The 15,651-nt window shown below is 44.7% G+C and carries 18 protein-coding genes; 12 read left to right on the top strand and 6 right to left on the bottom strand.

Annotation, left to right across the window (positions count from 1 at the left end; all coding sequences use genetic code 11):
- The first annotated feature begins 263 nt into the window (after positions 1 to 263).
- The gene (locus IM792_RS14985; protein ID WP_194102693.1) at positions 264 to 1,640 is read left to right on the top strand and encodes a hypothetical protein; all 1,377 of its coding nucleotides are present in this window, start codon (positions 264 to 266) and stop codon (positions 1,638 to 1,640) included.
- 135 nt (positions 1,641 to 1,775) lie between these two features.
- Here IM792_RS14985 and IM792_RS14980 read toward each other — a convergent pair whose 3' ends face one another.
- The gene (locus IM792_RS14980) at positions 1,776 to 2,141 is read right to left on the bottom strand and encodes a CoA-binding protein (RefSeq protein WP_194102692.1); all 366 of its coding nucleotides are present in this window, start codon (positions 2,139 to 2,141) and stop codon (positions 1,776 to 1,778) included.
- Positions 2,142 to 2,278: 137 nt separating this feature from the next.
- Here IM792_RS14980 and IM792_RS14975 point away from each other — a divergent pair, with 137 nt between their 5' ends.
- The 4 genes from IM792_RS14975 to IM792_RS14960 are packed head-to-tail and all read left to right on the top strand — an operon-like array spanning position 2,279 to position 3,971.
- Positions 2,279 to 2,863, top strand: a complete 585-nt coding sequence (locus IM792_RS14975; protein ID WP_228085133.1) for an RNA polymerase sigma factor — start codon at positions 2,279 to 2,281, stop codon at positions 2,861 to 2,863.
- 13 nt (positions 2,864 to 2,876) lie between these two features.
- Positions 2,877 to 3,290 (top strand): hypothetical protein, encoded by a 414-nt coding sequence (locus IM792_RS14970; protein ID WP_194102691.1) that lies wholly within the window; start codon positions 2,877 to 2,879, stop codon positions 3,288 to 3,290.
- Between the two features lie 19 nt (positions 3,291 to 3,309).
- Positions 3,310 to 3,528 carry a hypothetical protein gene (locus tag IM792_RS14965; protein ID WP_194102690.1) on the top strand — a complete coding sequence of 73 codons (219 nt, stop codon included), beginning with the start codon at positions 3,310 to 3,312 and terminating at the stop codon, positions 3,526 to 3,528.
- 35 nt (positions 3,529 to 3,563) lie between these two features.
- The gene (locus IM792_RS14960) at positions 3,564 to 3,971 is read left to right on the top strand and encodes a lysozyme inhibitor LprI family protein (RefSeq protein ID WP_228085132.1); all 408 of its coding nucleotides are present in this window, start codon (positions 3,564 to 3,566) and stop codon (positions 3,969 to 3,971) included.
- Here IM792_RS14960 and IM792_RS14955 read toward each other — a convergent pair.
- Both IM792_RS14955 and IM792_RS14950 read right to left on the bottom strand, forming a co-directional pair.
- On the bottom strand, positions 3,968 to 4,459 hold the full coding sequence (locus IM792_RS14955; protein WP_194102689.1) for a DinB family protein: 492 nt from the start codon (positions 4,457 to 4,459) through the stop codon (positions 3,968 to 3,970). The genes IM792_RS14960 and IM792_RS14955 overlap by 4 nt on opposite strands.
- A 38-nt stretch (positions 4,460 to 4,497) precedes the next feature.
- On the bottom strand, positions 4,498 to 6,045 hold the full coding sequence (locus tag IM792_RS14950) for an FAD-dependent oxidoreductase (RefSeq protein ID WP_194102688.1): 1,548 nt from the start codon (positions 6,043 to 6,045) through the stop codon (positions 4,498 to 4,500).
- A 188-nt stretch (positions 6,046 to 6,233) separates the two neighbouring features.
- On the opposite strand from IM792_RS14950, the gene IM792_RS14945 reads away from it, so the two are divergent.
- Positions 6,234 to 6,803: an RNA polymerase sigma factor gene (locus tag IM792_RS14945; RefSeq protein WP_194102687.1), complete on the top strand. Its 570-nt coding sequence runs from the start codon at positions 6,234 to 6,236 to the stop codon at positions 6,801 to 6,803.
- A gap of 80 nt (positions 6,804 to 6,883) precedes the next feature.
- Here IM792_RS14945 and IM792_RS14940 read toward each other — a convergent pair whose 3' ends face one another.
- The gene (locus IM792_RS14940; protein ID WP_194102686.1) at positions 6,884 to 9,172 is read right to left on the bottom strand and encodes a GH92 family glycosyl hydrolase; all 2,289 of its coding nucleotides are present in this window, start codon (positions 9,170 to 9,172) and stop codon (positions 6,884 to 6,886) included.
- 173 nt (positions 9,173 to 9,345) lie between these two features.
- Between IM792_RS14940 and IM792_RS14935 the strand changes: the two genes are divergently transcribed.
- The 6 genes from IM792_RS14935 to IM792_RS14910 all read left to right on the top strand — a co-directional run bounded on the left by IM792_RS14935 (position 9,346) and on the right by IM792_RS14910 (position 12,809).
- Positions 9,346 to 9,924 carry a LemA family protein gene (locus IM792_RS14935; protein WP_194102685.1) on the top strand — a complete coding sequence of 193 codons (579 nt, stop codon included), beginning with the start codon at positions 9,346 to 9,348 and terminating at the stop codon, positions 9,922 to 9,924.
- A 114-nt stretch (positions 9,925 to 10,038) separates the two neighbouring features.
- Positions 10,039 to 10,473 carry a TPM domain-containing protein gene (locus IM792_RS14930; RefSeq protein WP_194102684.1) on the top strand — a complete coding sequence of 145 codons (435 nt, stop codon included), beginning with the start codon at positions 10,039 to 10,041 and terminating at the stop codon, positions 10,471 to 10,473.
- 9 nt (positions 10,474 to 10,482) lie between these two features.
- Positions 10,483 to 11,277, top strand: a complete 795-nt coding sequence (locus IM792_RS14925) for a TPM domain-containing protein (protein ID WP_194102683.1) — start codon at positions 10,483 to 10,485, stop codon at positions 11,275 to 11,277.
- A gap of 35 nt (positions 11,278 to 11,312) precedes the next feature.
- Positions 11,313 to 11,705 carry a hypothetical protein gene (locus IM792_RS14920; RefSeq protein ID WP_194102682.1) on the top strand — a complete coding sequence of 131 codons (393 nt, stop codon included), beginning with the start codon at positions 11,313 to 11,315 and terminating at the stop codon, positions 11,703 to 11,705.
- Entirely contained in the window at positions 11,695 to 12,243 is a 549-nt protein-coding gene (locus IM792_RS14915; protein ID WP_194102706.1) for an NUDIX hydrolase, read from the top strand. Before IM792_RS14920 ends, IM792_RS14915 begins: the two co-directional genes overlap by 11 nt.
- A gap of 35 nt (positions 12,244 to 12,278) precedes the next feature.
- Positions 12,279 to 12,809 (top strand): Uma2 family endonuclease, encoded by a 531-nt coding sequence (locus IM792_RS14910; protein ID WP_194102681.1) that lies wholly within the window; start codon positions 12,279 to 12,281, stop codon positions 12,807 to 12,809.
- 3 nt (positions 12,810 to 12,812) lie between these two features.
- Here the strand turns inward: IM792_RS14910 and IM792_RS14905 are convergent, their stop codons facing one another.
- Complete coding sequence (locus IM792_RS14905; protein WP_194102680.1) at positions 12,813 to 13,274, bottom strand: nuclear transport factor 2 family protein; 462 nt, start codon at positions 13,272 to 13,274, stop codon at positions 12,813 to 12,815.
- 3 nt (positions 13,275 to 13,277) lie between these two features.
- Complete coding sequence (locus IM792_RS14900) at positions 13,278 to 15,647, bottom strand: DUF6263 family protein (protein WP_194102679.1); 2,370 nt, start codon at positions 15,645 to 15,647, stop codon at positions 13,278 to 13,280.
- Between the last annotated feature and the right edge of the window lie 4 nt (positions 15,648 to 15,651).

Below are 15,651 nucleotides of genomic sequence, written 5' to 3'. Positions count from 1 at the left end.
CATTATTCTTTTTCAATTTCGCAAGAAGTATTTTTACTTTTTTCTCGCTTAATTTTTAGTGACCTTTTTGTTTCAAATAACTATCCGCCTTGCTTTCAAAGCGGTCACAAATGTAGGCAGAAATACCACTATCAACCAAACAATTTCTCACATTTTTAAAACAATTTCATAACATACTGATAACAAGGCCAAACAAACAATCCTCAGCCACAAAAACATAGCTTTTTAGGGGTTAAATGATTGTTTTGTATCTTTGTTTGTATATGAACACTGTCGCTTTTCCGCCAAATTTTGTGGATTCGTTAATATCAGAGCCGGGTTTTGATGAGCAAAGTTTTGTTAACGCCCATCAAAATGACGCGCCTATATCTATCAGGGCAAATCCGTTTAAGCCATCAAACATCAAAAAAGGCGCGCAAGTGCCTTGGTGCAGCGATGGTTTTTATTTAGATAAAAGGCCGTCGTTCACTTTCGATCCGTTGTTTCACGCGGGTGCTTACTATGTGCAGGAGGCATCTTCAATGTTTATTGGCCATATATTTAATTATATAAAGCCCGACGGTGAGCCTGTAAAAGTGCTCGACCTATGTGCCGCGCCGGGTGGCAAAAGCACGCTGCTTAATTCGCTCCTTAATAATACCGACCTTTTGGTGGCCAATGAGATCATTAAAACGCGTGTACCTATATTAACCGACAATCTTACCCGCTGGGGTACGGCAAACAGCATTGCTACCAATAATGATCCGCGCGACTTTAGCCGCCTGAAAGGCTTTTTTGATATTATATTGGTTGACGCGCCATGTTCAGGGTCGGGCATGTTTCGTAAGGATAATGCCGCGATGGGCGAATGGAGCGAAGCAAACGTTGAGCTTTGCCATCAGCGGCAGCAGCGTATACTGGCCGATGTATACCCGGCATTAAAGGAGGACGGCTACCTTATATATTCTACCTGCTCGTACTCGCACCAGGAAAACGAGGATGTGCTGGATTGGCTGTGCGCCGAGTTTGAGATGGAAAGCATTAATATACCTGTTAATAGTGACTGGAATATCACCGTTAGCCAATCGCCACAACACGGGGCTTATGGTTACCGCTTTTATCCGGGTAAGGTATTGGGCGAGGGTTTGTTTGCCGCATGCCTTAAAAAAACGGCCGACAGCGGGCAGTTATCATCATACAAAAACAATGCGCAGCAAAAACTGCCGGCCGGTGAGCTTGAACTTATAAAGCGGTATATTAATAATAGCGACAACTATTATTATTTTAAGGTAACCGATGATTGGCTGGCGATTGACAGGCATCACCACGAAAGCCTGAACATATTGCACAAAAACCTGTACATCAAAAAATCGGGGGTAAGGATAGGCAAGATAGCGGGGCGTGACCTGGTGCCCGACCATGAACTTGCCCTCAGCACTATTGTTAATAAGGATGCCGTACTGCAAACTGAGCTTAGTTATGATGAGGCTATTGCTTACTTACGTAAGGATAATTTAGTTTTAGATACGCACGATAAAGGCTGGAGCCTGATGGGCTATGAGGGATTAGCTTTAGGATGGGCTAAATTATTGCCTAATAGGGTTAATAATTATTATCCGAAAGAGTTAAGGATACTAACAACCAGCCCCCCAACCCCCTAAAGGGGGAGTTTGTTCCCATAGCCCTCAATTGCCCCGCTCCCCTAAAGGGGAGTAGGATGGGTAGATATATTATATTAAAATATGTTGTTTGCTAAACATACCAAGAGTTTCCCCTTTAGGGGACGGAAGGGGCTCCTAATATTGCCCAGTTGATAACATGACCAGCGTGCAGGCGTAAATAGTTTCAATACCCTGTGCTTCGGCTTTGCGGCGTAGTTCGCCGTTTTCGGTACCGGGGTTGAAGATGATGCGCTGCGGATGGGTTTCTAATATATAGTTATACAACGGCGGCAGGTTATTAGTACCTACATACAAGGTAATGGTATCAATATCGTGGTGTATTTGTTCGGGCTTTTCAATGGCAACACCGGCTACCTCTCCCTGCTTCAACCCCACATTTACTATGCTGTGCCCGTGGCTAACCAGCCTGTTGGCGGCAAGGTAAGCATAGCGGCCCGTATCGGGCGTGGCACCTAAAATCAATGTTTTCTTATCAGCCATAACATAAAAATAACCGCCTTTGTGGCTATATTGTTTCTGTTTAATGCAATGTTACAATAGCCGGTGCTTTGCATCTAAATAAAAAATTAAAAAAGTTTAAAATGTTTTGAGGGCGCGCTCGTCTTCAACATTATATAATGGATACACTGGCTACAAGCATAATGCCCCACGAGAAACAGAACAGCATCATACAAACTATGGCGTCGTATGGCAGCAAGCTGTTTGGCTTTATCCGCAAGCGGGTTAAGAGCGAGGCCGATGCTGAAGACATACTGCAGGATGTTTGGTACCAGCTAAGCTCAGTGGTTAATGCCGAGCCTATTGAGCAAACCGGCGCATGGCTGTTTAAGGTTGCCCGTAACAAGATAATCGACAAGCATAAAAAAAAATCAGAAAGCCTGCTTGATGACCTTGCACCCGAGGGCGATGATGATGCCGATGACATTGGCTACTTTAAGGATTTTTTACTGACCGAAAGCCGAACGCCCGAGAGCGAATACATACGCGGCCTTTTTTGGGATGAGCTTTTTATAGCGCTTAATGAGCTGCCCGAAGAACAGCGGCAGGTATTTACCTGGCACGAGCTGGACGCTATACCTTTTTCGCAAATAGCCGAGATGACGGGCGAGAAGGAGCAAACCCTGGTATCGCGCAAGCGGTATGCTGTGCTGCACCTGCGCAAACGCCTGTACCAATTATATAAAGAGATAACAGAATATTAAAAGACATACAACAATGAAACAGTTTTTTTATAAAGGCAGGTTTATATTTTTCCCTCTTGCTTTTGCCGCCTGCATATCAGCTTTAAGCTTTGTGGTGATGCAGCTATGGAACCATATACTACCCGATGTATTACACGTTGCCACTATTACATTTTGGCAGGCTATGGGCATATTTATTTTATGCAAGATATTGTTTGGCTTTGGCGGTAAGGGTGGCCCCGGCAATGCTCCATGGGCTCGCCGCCGCATGATGGAGCGCTGTAAAAACATGAGTCCCGAGGAACGCGAAAAGTTCCGCACCGAACTGGAGAACCGCATGTGCGGCTGGGGCAAGCGCCCGTTTGGCAGGCGCGAGGGCAGGTTTGACGACCGCTTTAATACCAACACAGAAAAAACTTCGCAACAGGGTGACGCACCTACAGTTTAAAATTTAAACCGATAATTTTATGGAAGTGCTTGTATTTGCAACTAACGTTACCAGCGAAGGGCAGGTAAGCAGGGTACAAACCCTGCTTACCAATTTGCCAACTATTGCCGAGTGGAACTTTGACCTCGACGATTGCGATAATATATTACGTGTAGTATCATCAGATATTTCGCCGCGTTATATTGAAAACCTGTTGCACTCGGCAGGGGTAAATTGCCGCGAGTTGGGCGAGTTTTAAATTCCGATTAGTGCATAATAACCTATATTTAGGTTATGAAACCTATACAAACAAAAATTCTGCTGGCATTTGCAGTAATGCTTTTCGCTATAAACTTTAACTCATATGGCCAAACCCAGGCCAATATGAATGCCGATGCCTATTCTACCTGGAAAAAAGCCGACAAAGAATTAAACGTAGTTTATAAGCAAATACTGAAAAAGTACACCGGCCAAACCACGTTTTTAAATAACCTTAAAAAAGCGCAACGTTTATGGATACAGCTGCGCGATGCCGAACTGGCTGTTAAATATCCGGATGGTGAGGATTTTGGCAGCGTTGGCCCTATGTGCAAATCCTCGTATCTTGAAAAGCTTACCCGCGACAGAACAAAATCACTTAGAGCATGGCTAACTAAAGCTCCCGAAGGCGATGTTTGTAACGGCACTACCGGCGCTTTTTAAACACCACCCAATATCCTGTTCAAAATACCTATTTGCCCAGCATGGTATACATGATGTTGTATCAGTCCGTTTATTAATTGCTCGTAATTTACGCCAGCGCCAAGGCCGGGTTGGTTACGGTCGTCATTGGTTAGTTCTTCCCATTTTTGGTTCGGAAATTTTTGGATGATGCCGATCAGGTTCACGTTGGCCAGTTTCAGGTCGCTGATCATGGTTTTCCATTTTTCCTCATCGGGCGCGCCGGGATCGGGCCAGTCGCCAGCGGCGGGGTAACCCGCTTTGCTGCTTCTCATACGGTCGGTAACCTCTATCGTCCAGCCGAGCATGTGTATCACAATTTCGGCAATGCTGTGCGCTCCGTTCTCCGGATGCTCATAGGTAATTTCAAAACTTATCTTATCAATAGTTTCAAAAACCGGCGGGCCATACCAGGCATCGCCCGATAATATCTTTTCCAGTTCGTTCGATAGTTTTTCGGCTATGGTCATAATCATTTAACCGCCGAGCCACAAATAGGTTGATAATATTATAATGTTTTTGCTGCCGCCAACGCGCAGTTTATACCATCAATAGCTGCCGAAATAATACCGCCGGCATAACCCGCGCCCTCGCCGCATGGGTATAAGCCTGCAATTTGCGGGTGCTGAAAGGTATCCCTGTCGCGTGGTATCTTCACCGGCGATGAAGTGCGCGATTCGACACCTACCAGTATGGCCTCGTTGGTATAATAGCCTTTCATTTTTTTACCGAATACGGGCATAGCCTTGCGCAAGCGCTCGCTTATCCAGCCGGGTAATACCTCTTTTAGCTGCACACTTTTGGTGCCGGGCAGGTAAGAATTATCAGGCAGATCAGTTGATAGCCGTCCCTCAAAAAAATCGACCATACGTTGTGCCGGGGCTACCAGTTTACCACCGCCCGCCTTAAATGCGGCCTGCTCCACCTGTTGCTGAAAACGCAGCATCTTGAATGGATCGGCATCGCTGCCCGGCACATCTTCCAGGTTTATTTGTACTACCGTGCCCGAGTTGGCGTAAGGGTTATTACGTTTCGAGGGGCTCCAGCCGTTAACCACTATCTCATCCACATCGGTTGAACATGGGGCTATGATTCCACCCGGACACATACAGAATGAGAATACGCCACGGCTATCCACCTGCTCAACCAAACTATAGTATGATGGCGGCAGGTATGGCCCGCGCACATCGCAATGGTATTGCGCCCGGTCAATAATTTCCTGCGGATGCTCAATGCGTACACCCAGCGCGAATGGCTTGGCTTCTATTAATATGTTTTGACGATGCAGCATCTCAAAAACATCACGTGCCGAGTGGCCTGTGGCTAATATCACGGCTGCGGCTTCTATCTTCTCCCCGCTTTCCAGCTCAACACCCTTAATTTTATCGAATGATACCAGCAGCGATGTTACCTTTTTATTGAAATGCACCTCGCCCCCCGCGTTCAAAACAGTTTCGCGCATGGCAGTTATAATTTGGGGCAATTTGTTGGTACCAATGTGCGGACGAGCATCTACCAAAATATCTTCTTCGGCACCGTGTGCAACAAATACCTTGAGCACCTGGTTAACATTACCACGTTTGGTACTGCGGGTATATAACTTACCATCTGAGTAAGTGCCTGCCCCGCCCTCGCCAAAGCAATAGTTCGATTCGGTATTTACCAAACCTTGCTTGTTTATATTGGCCAGATCGCGGCGGCGTTGCTTTACATCCTTACCCCGCTCAATGATGATCGGCTTTAAGCCCGACTCGATACATTGCAGTGCGGCGAATAATCCCGCCGGGCCCGCCCCTACAATAATTACAGGCTTTGCTGCACTTACGTTAGGGTAGTTTATAGTATAATGATCGGCTTTGTACGCTTCATCAATAAACACCTGTACCTGCATGCGGTAAACCACACGGCGACCGCGCGCGTCAATTGAGCGCTTGATGATCTTTACTCCACTAACACGTTTAACAGGAATTTTCAGAGCTGCTGATGTCAGCTCCTTTATAACGGCTTCGTCCTCATGCTGCCCGGGAGGGCATACAATTTCAGTTTCTTTTATCATGATGCTGCCGGGTTTTTATCCCGGATGGTGCAAAGTTAATTATTCGGCATCAAAAATCGTCCGCTGGGGTACAATGAACGTTCGTTATCGTACAGTGAACAGGTACCATTTAAACACATTTATCTGATTATCAATACATTAAAACAAAGGCATTCAATTTGGCATAGTGGCATCAAACATAGATCACAATGAAAACCATCGATAATCGCTTAAACCAAATATGGAACGGATGCCTTAACAACAACCGTCGTGAGCAGGAATTACTATATAAACTGATTGCCCCAAAAATGCTTGCCGTATGTATGCGCTATGCCCGTGATAAGGATGAAGCCCAGGATATTTTACAGGAAGGCTTTATCAAGCTATTTAAAAACATGCACAACTTTAGAGGCGAGGGCAGCCTGGAGGGATGGATTCGCCGCATTATGGTGCATGCCGCTATATCGCGTTATCGTAAGCTAAAGCCTATGGTATTGGTTGATGATTTCGCTAATGCCGATGCCTACAAAACCGGCAGCAGCTACAACAGCAACCGCCTTGAAACCGCCGAACTGATGAACATGATACAGCAGCTACCGGCCAACTACCGCTCGGTGTTTAATATGTATGCTATTGAGGGCTACTCGCACCAGGAGATAAGCAACACCCTGGGCGTAAGCGAGCTGCTGTCGCGCACTACCTTGCACCGTGCCCGTACCATATTAAAAAACAGACTTAACCTGATGACAAAAGCAGAACAGCATTGCCTTGCCGGATAATTCATCCTAACAAAACAATGCTGTTCAAACCATTATAACCATACGGAGGGATAAATCACAAACCTCCGCGTTATGTTAGCTTATTTATGCTTGCTGCTCATGTAAAAGGTGATGTTACCACCATTCATGATGTCGGCATTTGAGAGCGACAGGCTGTTGTAAGGCTTGCCGTTAAGTTCTATCTTTTGCACATAAACATTTTTAGGACCCTGGTTTTTCACCGTTATCTTAAATGTTTTGCCTTTGCCAACCTGTACTTCGGCACCATTCACAGCAGGGCTGCCAATAGCATACTGATCGCTACCCGGCGCAACCGGATAAAAGCCTAATGTAGTAAAAATATACCATGCGCTCATTTGGCCGGTATCATCATTTCCACCTAAACCATCATGTGTTGGTTTGTACATCAGTGGCAATATCATACGCACACGTTCCTGTGTTTTCCATGGTTTGCTTGTCCAGTTGTACAGGTAAGCCACGTGGTGCGATGGCTCGTTGCCATGTACATAGTTACCGATAATGCCGTCGCGGGTAATATCCTCGGTTTCGGCAAAGTATTTATCAGGCAGGTGCATGGTAAATAACGAGTCGAGGTAACGCACAAAGCGGGTTTCGCCACCTAATAATTTTATCAACCCTTCCGGATCTTGCGGAGCGAATAGGCTATAGTTCCATGAGTTACCCTCAATAAAGCCCGCATTATGCGTGCTCAGCGGATCAAACTCTTTTCGGAAAGTACCATCTATATTTTTAGGGCGCATAAAGCCTATGCTGGCATCATACACGTTCTTGTAGTTTTGCGAACGTTTGATGAATTCCTCATAAATATCATTCCTGCCTAACTTTTTAGCCATTTGCGCTATAGCCCAATCATCATAAGCATACTCAACGGTTGATGATACCGATATGCCCGAACGCTCGTTAGGGATATATCCACGGTCAATATATTCGCCAATACCTTCATAATCGCGTTTGCGGGCGGTAGCCACACAAGCATCCAGCGCCTTGTTAGCATCAAACGGGGCATTACCTTTTACAACCGCGTCGGCAATTACCGATACGGAGTGGTAGCCACTCATACACCAGTTCTCGTTTGCCGAGTTTGACCATACCGGCAGCATGTGCTCCGGACTTTGGTCAAAGTGCGCCAGCATTGATTTTACCATGTCGGCATTACGCTCCGGGTGGATGATGTTGAACAACGGGTGCAGCGCGCGGTAAGTATCCCACAGCGAGAAGGTAGTATAGTTTGTAAAGCCCTCAGCCTTATGCACGTTTTGATCCAAACCTTTATACTGGCCATCCGCGTCCATATAAATGGTCGGGTTTATCATGGTGTGGTACATCGAGGTGTAGAAGTTTTGTTTGGTGGTCAGGTCGCCCTCAATGGTAATGCGGTGCAATTCATCCTCCCATTGTTTTTGGCCATCTTTTTTAACCTTATCAAAATCCCAGCCCGGTACTTCGGCCTTCATGTTGTTGAGGGCGCCATCCATACTAACCGGTGATAGCGCGAACTTGATCTTAACCTTTTCGCCCTCCTGGGTATCAAAGTCAAAATAAGCGCGAATTTGTTTGCCGGCTATCTCAGGGAAGTTTTTAGTTTGATTGAATTTACCCCAGAAACCGCCGTACACCTGGCGTGCATCGTACTTTTTAAAGCCGTGCTGCTTAAATGGTTTTGAAAAGGCCATAGCAAAGTACAGCGTGCGGGTACGCGCCCAGCCATTGGTTTGGCGATAGCCTACTATCAGGCTATCGTTAATTACTTTAATATACGTCCACACCTGTTTATCAGGGTAGTTGTATATGCCCGCCATCAAATCGAGAATGATGTGCGATTGATCAGACTTGGGGAAGGTATATTGATGGAAACCAACACGTGTGCTAGTAGTCATTTCGGCAGTAATGTTGCTGGCATCCAGCTTAACTTTGTAGTAGTTAGCCTCAGATGTTTCGTTTTGATGCGAGAAAGCCGAACGGTAACCGCTACCCGGTTTATCGGCAGTACCCGGGTTTAATTTTAGCTGACCAACAGTAGGCATGATCAGGAAATCGCCCAGATCGGAGTGGCCGGTACCACTAAAGTGAGTATGGCTAAAGCCTACTATGGTTTTATCTTCGTACTGGTATCCTGCGCAGTATTTATATACATCCGGATTGTATTTTCCGTTAAGTTCGTAGCTTAAGGTATCTGTTTCGGGACTTAGCTGAACCATACCAAAAGGCACCGTAGCACCCGGATAAGTGTGCCCCATACGCGCTGTGCCTATAATAGGCTTAACGTACTGCACCAATGAAGCATCTTTTTTTTGCGCGAATGCACCGAAAGTGGCCAGCATCAGCAAGATGGTAAATCGTTTTTTCATTTAACTCGTAAATTTCCTTGTATTTTGCTAATGTAATGCAAATTATGCAAACTCAGTAAATTATACAGCCACAAATACACACTTTTTGCCAATCTGTCATTAAAAAGCCTTTTTGTAACATCGGTATGTGGTTTGCTATCTAAATTGTAAATTCACACAACAAAAACTACACAATGAAAAAGTTATTCTCTGTTATATTAGTTATAGTGACCGCCATGTCATTAAGCTCATGCAGCTACAACAGCATGGTTAAGCTTGATGAGAATGTTAAAGGCAAATGGGGCGCGGTACAAAGTCAATATCAACGCCGTTCAGATTTGATTCCTAACCTGGTGAATACCGTTAAAGGCGCGGCAAATTTTGAAAAAGGTACGTTAACTGCTGTTACCGAGGCACGCGCCAAAGCAACATCAGTACAGGTTGACCCTACCAAACTTACTCCCGAATCAATAAAAGCCTACCAGGCTGCACAAGGCGAATTAAGCTCAGCTTTAGGGCGATTATTATCGGTAACTGAAAACTACCCCGACCTAAAAGCGAACGAAAACTTTAAAGATCTGCAATCGCAATTAGAAGGTACCGAGAACCGCATAAACGTAGCCCGTTTAGATTTTAACCAGGCCGTGCAGGATTACAACAGCAAGATCCGCTCGTTCCCTGCTAATCTGACCGCCAAAATGTTTGGCTTTGCCGAAAAAGGCTACTTTACCGCCGAAGCCGGTGCAGACAAAGCGCCAAAGGTTGAATTTTAATAAGAGAGATCGATCTCACTGATGTTTGAGTGATTTCACCGATTTGAGGGATTGATGATTATACAACTAACGAGATCAATCCCTCAATAATTCATTAAATCAATAATTACATTCATGAACCTATTTAACGACGAGGAACAGCAGCGCATACAAAAGGCCATTGAGGCTGCCGAGAGGGCTACCTCGGGCGAGATACGCATCTGCATTGAAAAAAAATGCAGCGATGAGGTGCTTGATCGTGCTGCCAAATACTTTTACCAGTTAAATATGGATAAAACCAAGCTGCGCAACGGTGTGCTTATTTACCTGGCCACGGTTGACCGTAAGTTTGCCATTATTGGCGATGCCGGTATAAACCGTGTGGTACCTGCCGATTTTTGGGATAGCACCAAAGAAAGTATGCTGGCCGAATTTAAATACGGCAATCTTGCCGAGGGCATTATTACCGGCATAGGCATGGCCGGGCAACAACTGAAAAAGTATTTCCCGGTTACGGATGATGATACCAATGAACTGCCTAATGACATTGCCCACATGGATGGCGATTAAACCAATACGATGTTTAAAAAATATATAGTACTTATTTGTTTAAGCCTTACCGCGCTGTTAGGTTTCGGACAGGAAATTCCGCCCAAATCAACCACCCTGGTTACGGACTATACCAACACCCTGAGCGTGCATGATAAGCAAAGCCTCGAGGATAAACTGGTAGCGTTTGATGATTCAACCTCAACGCAGATCGCCATTGTGATCATGCGCTCGGTGGGCGATTATGATATTGGCGAATATGGGGTTAAGCTTCTCCGTGACTGGGGTATTGGCAGTAAAGAAAAGAACAACGGTGTGCTGATACTGGTTGCCAAAGAGGACCGTAAGCTAACCATACAAACCGGCTACGGTGTTGAAGGCGCCTTGCCCGATGCCATTGCCCGGCAAATACGCTCCAACTATATTAACCCCCGCTTTCGCGAAGGCGACTTTTATGGCGGCCTGAATGCTGGTGTTGACGAGATCATTAAATACACCAAAGGCGAGTACAAAGCCGAGTCGAAACCTAAAAAGAAAGCCAAAAGCCTGGGTATACCGGGCGTAGCCATCGGTATCTTCGTTATCCTGGTGGTGATCATTATCAGCAGGCGCGGTGGCGGTGGCGGCGGTGGCCGTATCATTGACCGCCGTGGCGGTGCCGATCCGTTCTGGTGGTTTTTGGCGGGCAATATGCTTGGCAACAGCGGCCGTAGCAGCGGTGGTGACTGGGGTGGTTTCTCCGGTGGCGGCAGCTCAGGCGGCGGTGGCTTTGGTGGTTTTGGCGGAGGTAGCAGCGGTGGCGGCGGTAGCAGTGGTAGCTGGTAATTTTATTTGTTCAAGATATGCAACACCGGGATTATATGCTTAATGAGGCCCGTAAGATCGCCCTTTTGCTGGCGCGCTTATTAGGCTTAAAAGTTGATGGCAAGTTTGATGAATTTAATACTGCTTTTGACGATGCCCTGCTTAACGAATACAATATTGAAACCGAAAAGCTACTGGCTTTAACTGAGGATGAGTTTAAGGCACAGGTATCGGCAGCCGATTACAGCACCGAAAAGCTGAACGCCTTAAGTCAGCTACTATACATGTATGCCGAACCTTTTGAAGCCGACGAAGAAACGGTTCTGTTACTAAAAAAAGTGATGATCATTTTTGATCTATTAGAAACCGATCATCATTACGAATCATTTGAAAACTTAGATAAACGAAGTACCATATACCGGTATTTTAATGATAACTATGGATCTTAACTGGAAAGTTTGCGAATCAACCTACCTGCATAAAGGCCCCTGGGCTACCCTCCGCAGCGATAAATGCGAAATGCCCGATGGCCGTATAGTTGAACAATACTACGTACTCGAATACCCCGACTGGGCAAATGCCGTAGCCATTACCGAAGAAGGTAAAGTATTGCTGGTAACTCAATATCGCCATGCGGCCAACATTATATCATTGGAGATACCGGGCGGCGTTATTGATGAAGGCGAGGAACCCATTGAAGGCATGCGCCGCGAACTGCTGGAAGAAACCGGCTACCAGTTTGATGATATTGAACTGGTAACCACTACCTACCCTAACCCGGCCACATCAAACAACAAAACCTACTGTTACCTGGCCCGTGGCGGCAAAAAAGTTCAAGGCCAAAGTTTGGATGAGCATGAGGAACTCATAGTTACCGAACATACTATAGACGAGGTGAAGAAACTACTGGCCGAAGGCAAAATAGCCCAATCGCTACATTGCACCGCTTTGTTTTACGCACTGATGAAGCTGGGGAAGTTGAAGTAAACTTTTTTAGCCCGATTTTGCTTATATTAGTATAAATGAAACACATATTAGATATACCCCGCAATGCCATGGAAGTATTTAACATGCTGCCCGAGGGAACGCTATGTGAAGTAATTGATAATGTTCTATACATGTCGCCATCGCCTACAACCAATCACCAACGCATTTTACTTGATATTGCTTCTGCTTTAAAATTCAACACTACACAAGCCCAAACCGGCGAAGCCTTTATAGCGCCTTGTGATGTATATCTTGATGGCGAGCAAAACGTTGTTCAGCCTGATATAATATTTGTTAGCAATGCAAAGGCGGGCATCATCCAAAAAAAGGGTTTATATGGTGCGCCCGATTTAGTTATTGAGATACTATCATCAAACAAAAGCTACGATCAGGAAAAGAAGTTTGAATTATATGAGCGCAATGCCATACCCGAATATTTTATTATTGATAGCGAAACCAAACAAGTATGGCACTACCTGCTGATCAATAACCAATACCAGGAACAAACCGACCAAAAGCACGGTCAAATCATTATTGACCAGCTTTCGCTTAATATCAATTTCTAAAAACTATTCCGGGCAGTTATCCTTACGGCGGGTATCAACTATGTAGATGATCTTCCAGCCCTCGGCGGTTTTCATCAGCTGGAAAAAATTAACACCGCAGTGGCTGAATTTATCGCTCACGTAAAACTTGTAGGTAGTCCAAACACTTGCCAGCCTGTCATCAACCTTAATATCACCAAAGGTGATGCGCTCATCCCACACACCGCTGTGTGGTGTACCTACGGCTTTTAAAAACTCATCCGTCTTTTCGGTTATCAACTCCTGCGTACCATCCTTTTTTGCAGCCACGGTTTGCAAAACCATGTTGTTGTGAAAAGCAGAACGCAGCAAAGTACTGTCGCCCTTTTTCATGGCAGTGAACAGGGTGTTGATGGTTTTCTTTACGGCATCGGTTTCAGTTTGCTGGCTGAATGCCTGGGAACCCGCGAATAAAAGGGCAGCTAATAAAAATACTTTCTTCATCATGAACTAATTGGCTGCATAAATCTGCGAGATTTTTTTCATTATACCAACCCAATCAGCACCCGGAGTTATGGTTTTCATTTTGCCATCAGGCGATATCATGATCTTTCGCGGTACGGCCTTAACCTGGTAATCCTTGCTCATGGTATGGTCATCCATCAAAACCGGGAAATCATAGCCTGTACGTGCAAAATAGGCTTTAACCTTTTCGGGCGTATCATTACAAGCTATGGTTAACAACTGCACGCCATTATAACTGCCCTTTGCAACATCCTTATTAAAGGTATTAACATTGGGCATATCCATTTGACAGGGGCCACACCAGGTTCCCCAAAAATCAACTATAAGCCATTGGCCTTTGTAATCAGCTAACGAATGTTCTTTACCATCAACATTAGCCAACTTAAAATGCGGCGCGGTTTCCCACTTTGCAAGTACATTGTTGGCTAAAAACTGTTTAAAATCCTGGTCTTTAAAATGCGTTGTCATCAAATCTTTCATCGCATCAATAGCCTCGGGGTATTGGTCAATATGCATGGCTATGTTCTGCATTGCTACATCATTTTTACCGTTTTTAAGCAAGGCGCCTATTAAATCGCTTTGGTAGCTATCCTTTATGTTTAAAAAATATTGATCGGCATTTTTAAAGCCGTTTTTTTCGACATCGGTTTTAGGCGAATAATATGCCGCGCTCGACAGGTACTTGAGCCACTTTACCGAATCGGCCTGTTGTACCTCTTTAGCCTTGAGGTAATAAGTATGCGCCAATAATACCCGATAGGTGTAATGATTAGCATCAACACTGTCAGCCTCATAGCCCGTCAGTTTTTGATTAACATGATCAAGTAAGGCTGCCGATGCTTTTTTCTCGCCCTTTGCCAACAGCATATTGTAAATACTGATGGCATAGCGTAAGCCATAACCCTTTTTCATATAAACATCATCCATACGCTGAAAACGATCGGCCATCGTTTTCAGATAAGCAACATCATTACGGTGACGCCAGGCATCTAACCATAGATACAACGGTGTAGCTGTTTGCTTATAGGTAAGGTTTTTAGATGCCGCCAAACTATCAAGCACTATAAATTTGTTTTTGTATTCCCGGCGTGCGCCTTCAACATATTTGTTTATCTGGTAGGCATTCAGCCCCCTTTGGGCAAGACTGGTTTTCCAAGCATTATAATCAATTTCACCATCGCCGCTGAACATAAAATTAACAGCGAAATTATAATGAATCCAATGTTCAAAATTCGGCGATTTTGAATAGTACCGCATCAAATCGAGCGTAGTATCAACCGAAACCGTCATCACCTTTTGCATTTTATTGAACAGTTGTGTTGATGAAGCGGCAACACTACTGTTAGGTGTTTTAATAAGCAGGCTATCGTATATCAAAAAATCATTTTTCAGATCAAGTTGCTGTATAATATCTAAGCGACTTATTTGAAAATCCTTATCGTTACCATAGCTTTTGTTGTGGGCATCAAAGAAGCTGAATACCTTGGCCGAATCATACCTATCGTTCACCATGAGCGCATTACTCCAGAAGGATTTTTTTACCGCCATGTTTACCCAGGCAGTATCCACCTTTACTGTATGCGTATTTTTTACCAGTTGCTGGGTAAAGTTATTGTGATAATGAAACCTATCAATAGCCTCCGGAAGTTTAACCTTGGTGGTCAACGTCGCGGATTCTACAATGCGTGTTACCTCGTTATAGGTTATATTGCCTTTGATGACCTTTCTGTAACCATTTGATGCCGAATCGGCCATTACATCCATTACTAAAATGGCGCCCTTTATGCTTTTTACCTTGTATTGCGTTGCACCATCAGCCCAGGTGCTGCCAAAAGCAATTGGTTTAGCGGGTAATTTTAAAAACAGTTTTTGCAGGTCATCTTTTAGCTCCTGCTTATTCTCCGTAAACTGATCGGTGACTATTGACTTTAACTGCCATTTATTTTTGGCGTCGACCATAATAGCATCTAAGCCATCAATAGCTGTAATAATATTTTTGCTGTTCAGGATGATGGTAAATGGCTTATTAAGCATGGCCAACTTTTCAATGGCTGATGAATAGCTCAGATTCCCTTTTTTGATGCTATCGCTGTTAAAGGATTCCGTCAATTTATCGGTACCACCATTATTTCTAAGGATAGCGGCTATCAGTTTACACTCATACTTGATGCTTCCATCGGTATTGGTAATTAAAGGTTTAAATGAATATGTTGCGTTAACGCCATCAGGGCCTTTCCCCAACACTTCCGACTGATAGCTCAATGCGAATGGTTTGGTATTTTGCGCCAATGCCGGCGATAGCGAAAATGCAACCATTACCAATGGCAGCATTGTAAATAATAAGGTCTTTCTCATAGGC

Origin of the sequence: Mucilaginibacter sp. JRF, assembly GCF_015223065.1 — a bacterium.
Taxonomy (GTDB): Bacteria; Bacteroidota; Bacteroidia; order Sphingobacteriales; family Sphingobacteriaceae; genus Mucilaginibacter.
Note: the sequence above shows the minus strand (reverse complement) of the source record. Positions and strands in the feature narration are given on the sequence as shown.

Bases quoted from the DNA above. Each gene is read 5' to 3' on its own strand.
- IM792_RS14920 (WP_194102682.1), top strand. From the start codon at position 11,313: ATGCTTAATGAGGCCCGTAAGATCGCCCTTTTGCTGGCGCGCTTATTA.
- IM792_RS14975 (WP_228085133.1), top strand. From the start codon at position 2,279: ATGGATACACTGGCTACAAGCATAATGCCCCACGAGAAACAGAACAGC.
- IM792_RS14950 (WP_194102688.1), bottom strand. From the start codon at position 6,045: ATGATAAAAGAAACTGAAATTGTATGCCCTCCCGGGCAGCATGAGGAC.
- IM792_RS14915 (WP_194102706.1), top strand. From the start codon at position 11,695: ATGGATCTTAACTGGAAAGTTTGCGAATCAACCTACCTGCATAAAGGC.
- IM792_RS14970 (WP_194102691.1), top strand. From the start codon at position 2,877: ATGAAACAGTTTTTTTATAAAGGCAGGTTTATATTTTTCCCTCTTGCT.
- IM792_RS14985 (WP_194102693.1), top strand. From the start codon at position 264: ATGAACACTGTCGCTTTTCCGCCAAATTTTGTGGATTCGTTAATATCA.
- IM792_RS14955 (WP_194102689.1), bottom strand. From the start codon at position 4,459: ATGACCATAGCCGAAAAACTATCGAACGAACTGGAAAAGATATTATCG.
- IM792_RS14910 (WP_194102681.1), top strand. From the start codon at position 12,279: ATGAAACACATATTAGATATACCCCGCAATGCCATGGAAGTATTTAAC.
- IM792_RS14900 (WP_194102679.1), bottom strand. From the start codon at position 15,647: ATGAGAAAGACCTTATTATTTACAATGCTGCCATTGGTAATGGTTGCA.
- IM792_RS14960 (WP_228085132.1), top strand. From the start codon at position 3,564: ATGAAACCTATACAAACAAAAATTCTGCTGGCATTTGCAGTAATGCTT.
- IM792_RS14965 (WP_194102690.1), top strand. From the start codon at position 3,310: ATGGAAGTGCTTGTATTTGCAACTAACGTTACCAGCGAAGGGCAGGTA.
- IM792_RS14980 (WP_194102692.1), bottom strand. From the start codon at position 2,141: ATGGCTGATAAGAAAACATTGATTTTAGGTGCCACGCCCGATACGGGC.
- IM792_RS14935 (WP_194102685.1), top strand. From the start codon at position 9,346: ATGAAAAAGTTATTCTCTGTTATATTAGTTATAGTGACCGCCATGTCA.
- IM792_RS14940 (WP_194102686.1), bottom strand. From the start codon at position 9,172: ATGAAAAAACGATTTACCATCTTGCTGATGCTGGCCACTTTCGGTGCA.
- IM792_RS14945 (WP_194102687.1), top strand. From the start codon at position 6,234: ATGAAAACCATCGATAATCGCTTAAACCAAATATGGAACGGATGCCTT.
- IM792_RS14905 (WP_194102680.1), bottom strand. From the start codon at position 13,274: ATGATGAAGAAAGTATTTTTATTAGCTGCCCTTTTATTCGCGGGTTCC.
- IM792_RS14925 (WP_194102683.1), top strand. From the start codon at position 10,483: ATGTTTAAAAAATATATAGTACTTATTTGTTTAAGCCTTACCGCGCTG.
- IM792_RS14930 (WP_194102684.1), top strand. From the start codon at position 10,039: ATGAACCTATTTAACGACGAGGAACAGCAGCGCATACAAAAGGCCATT.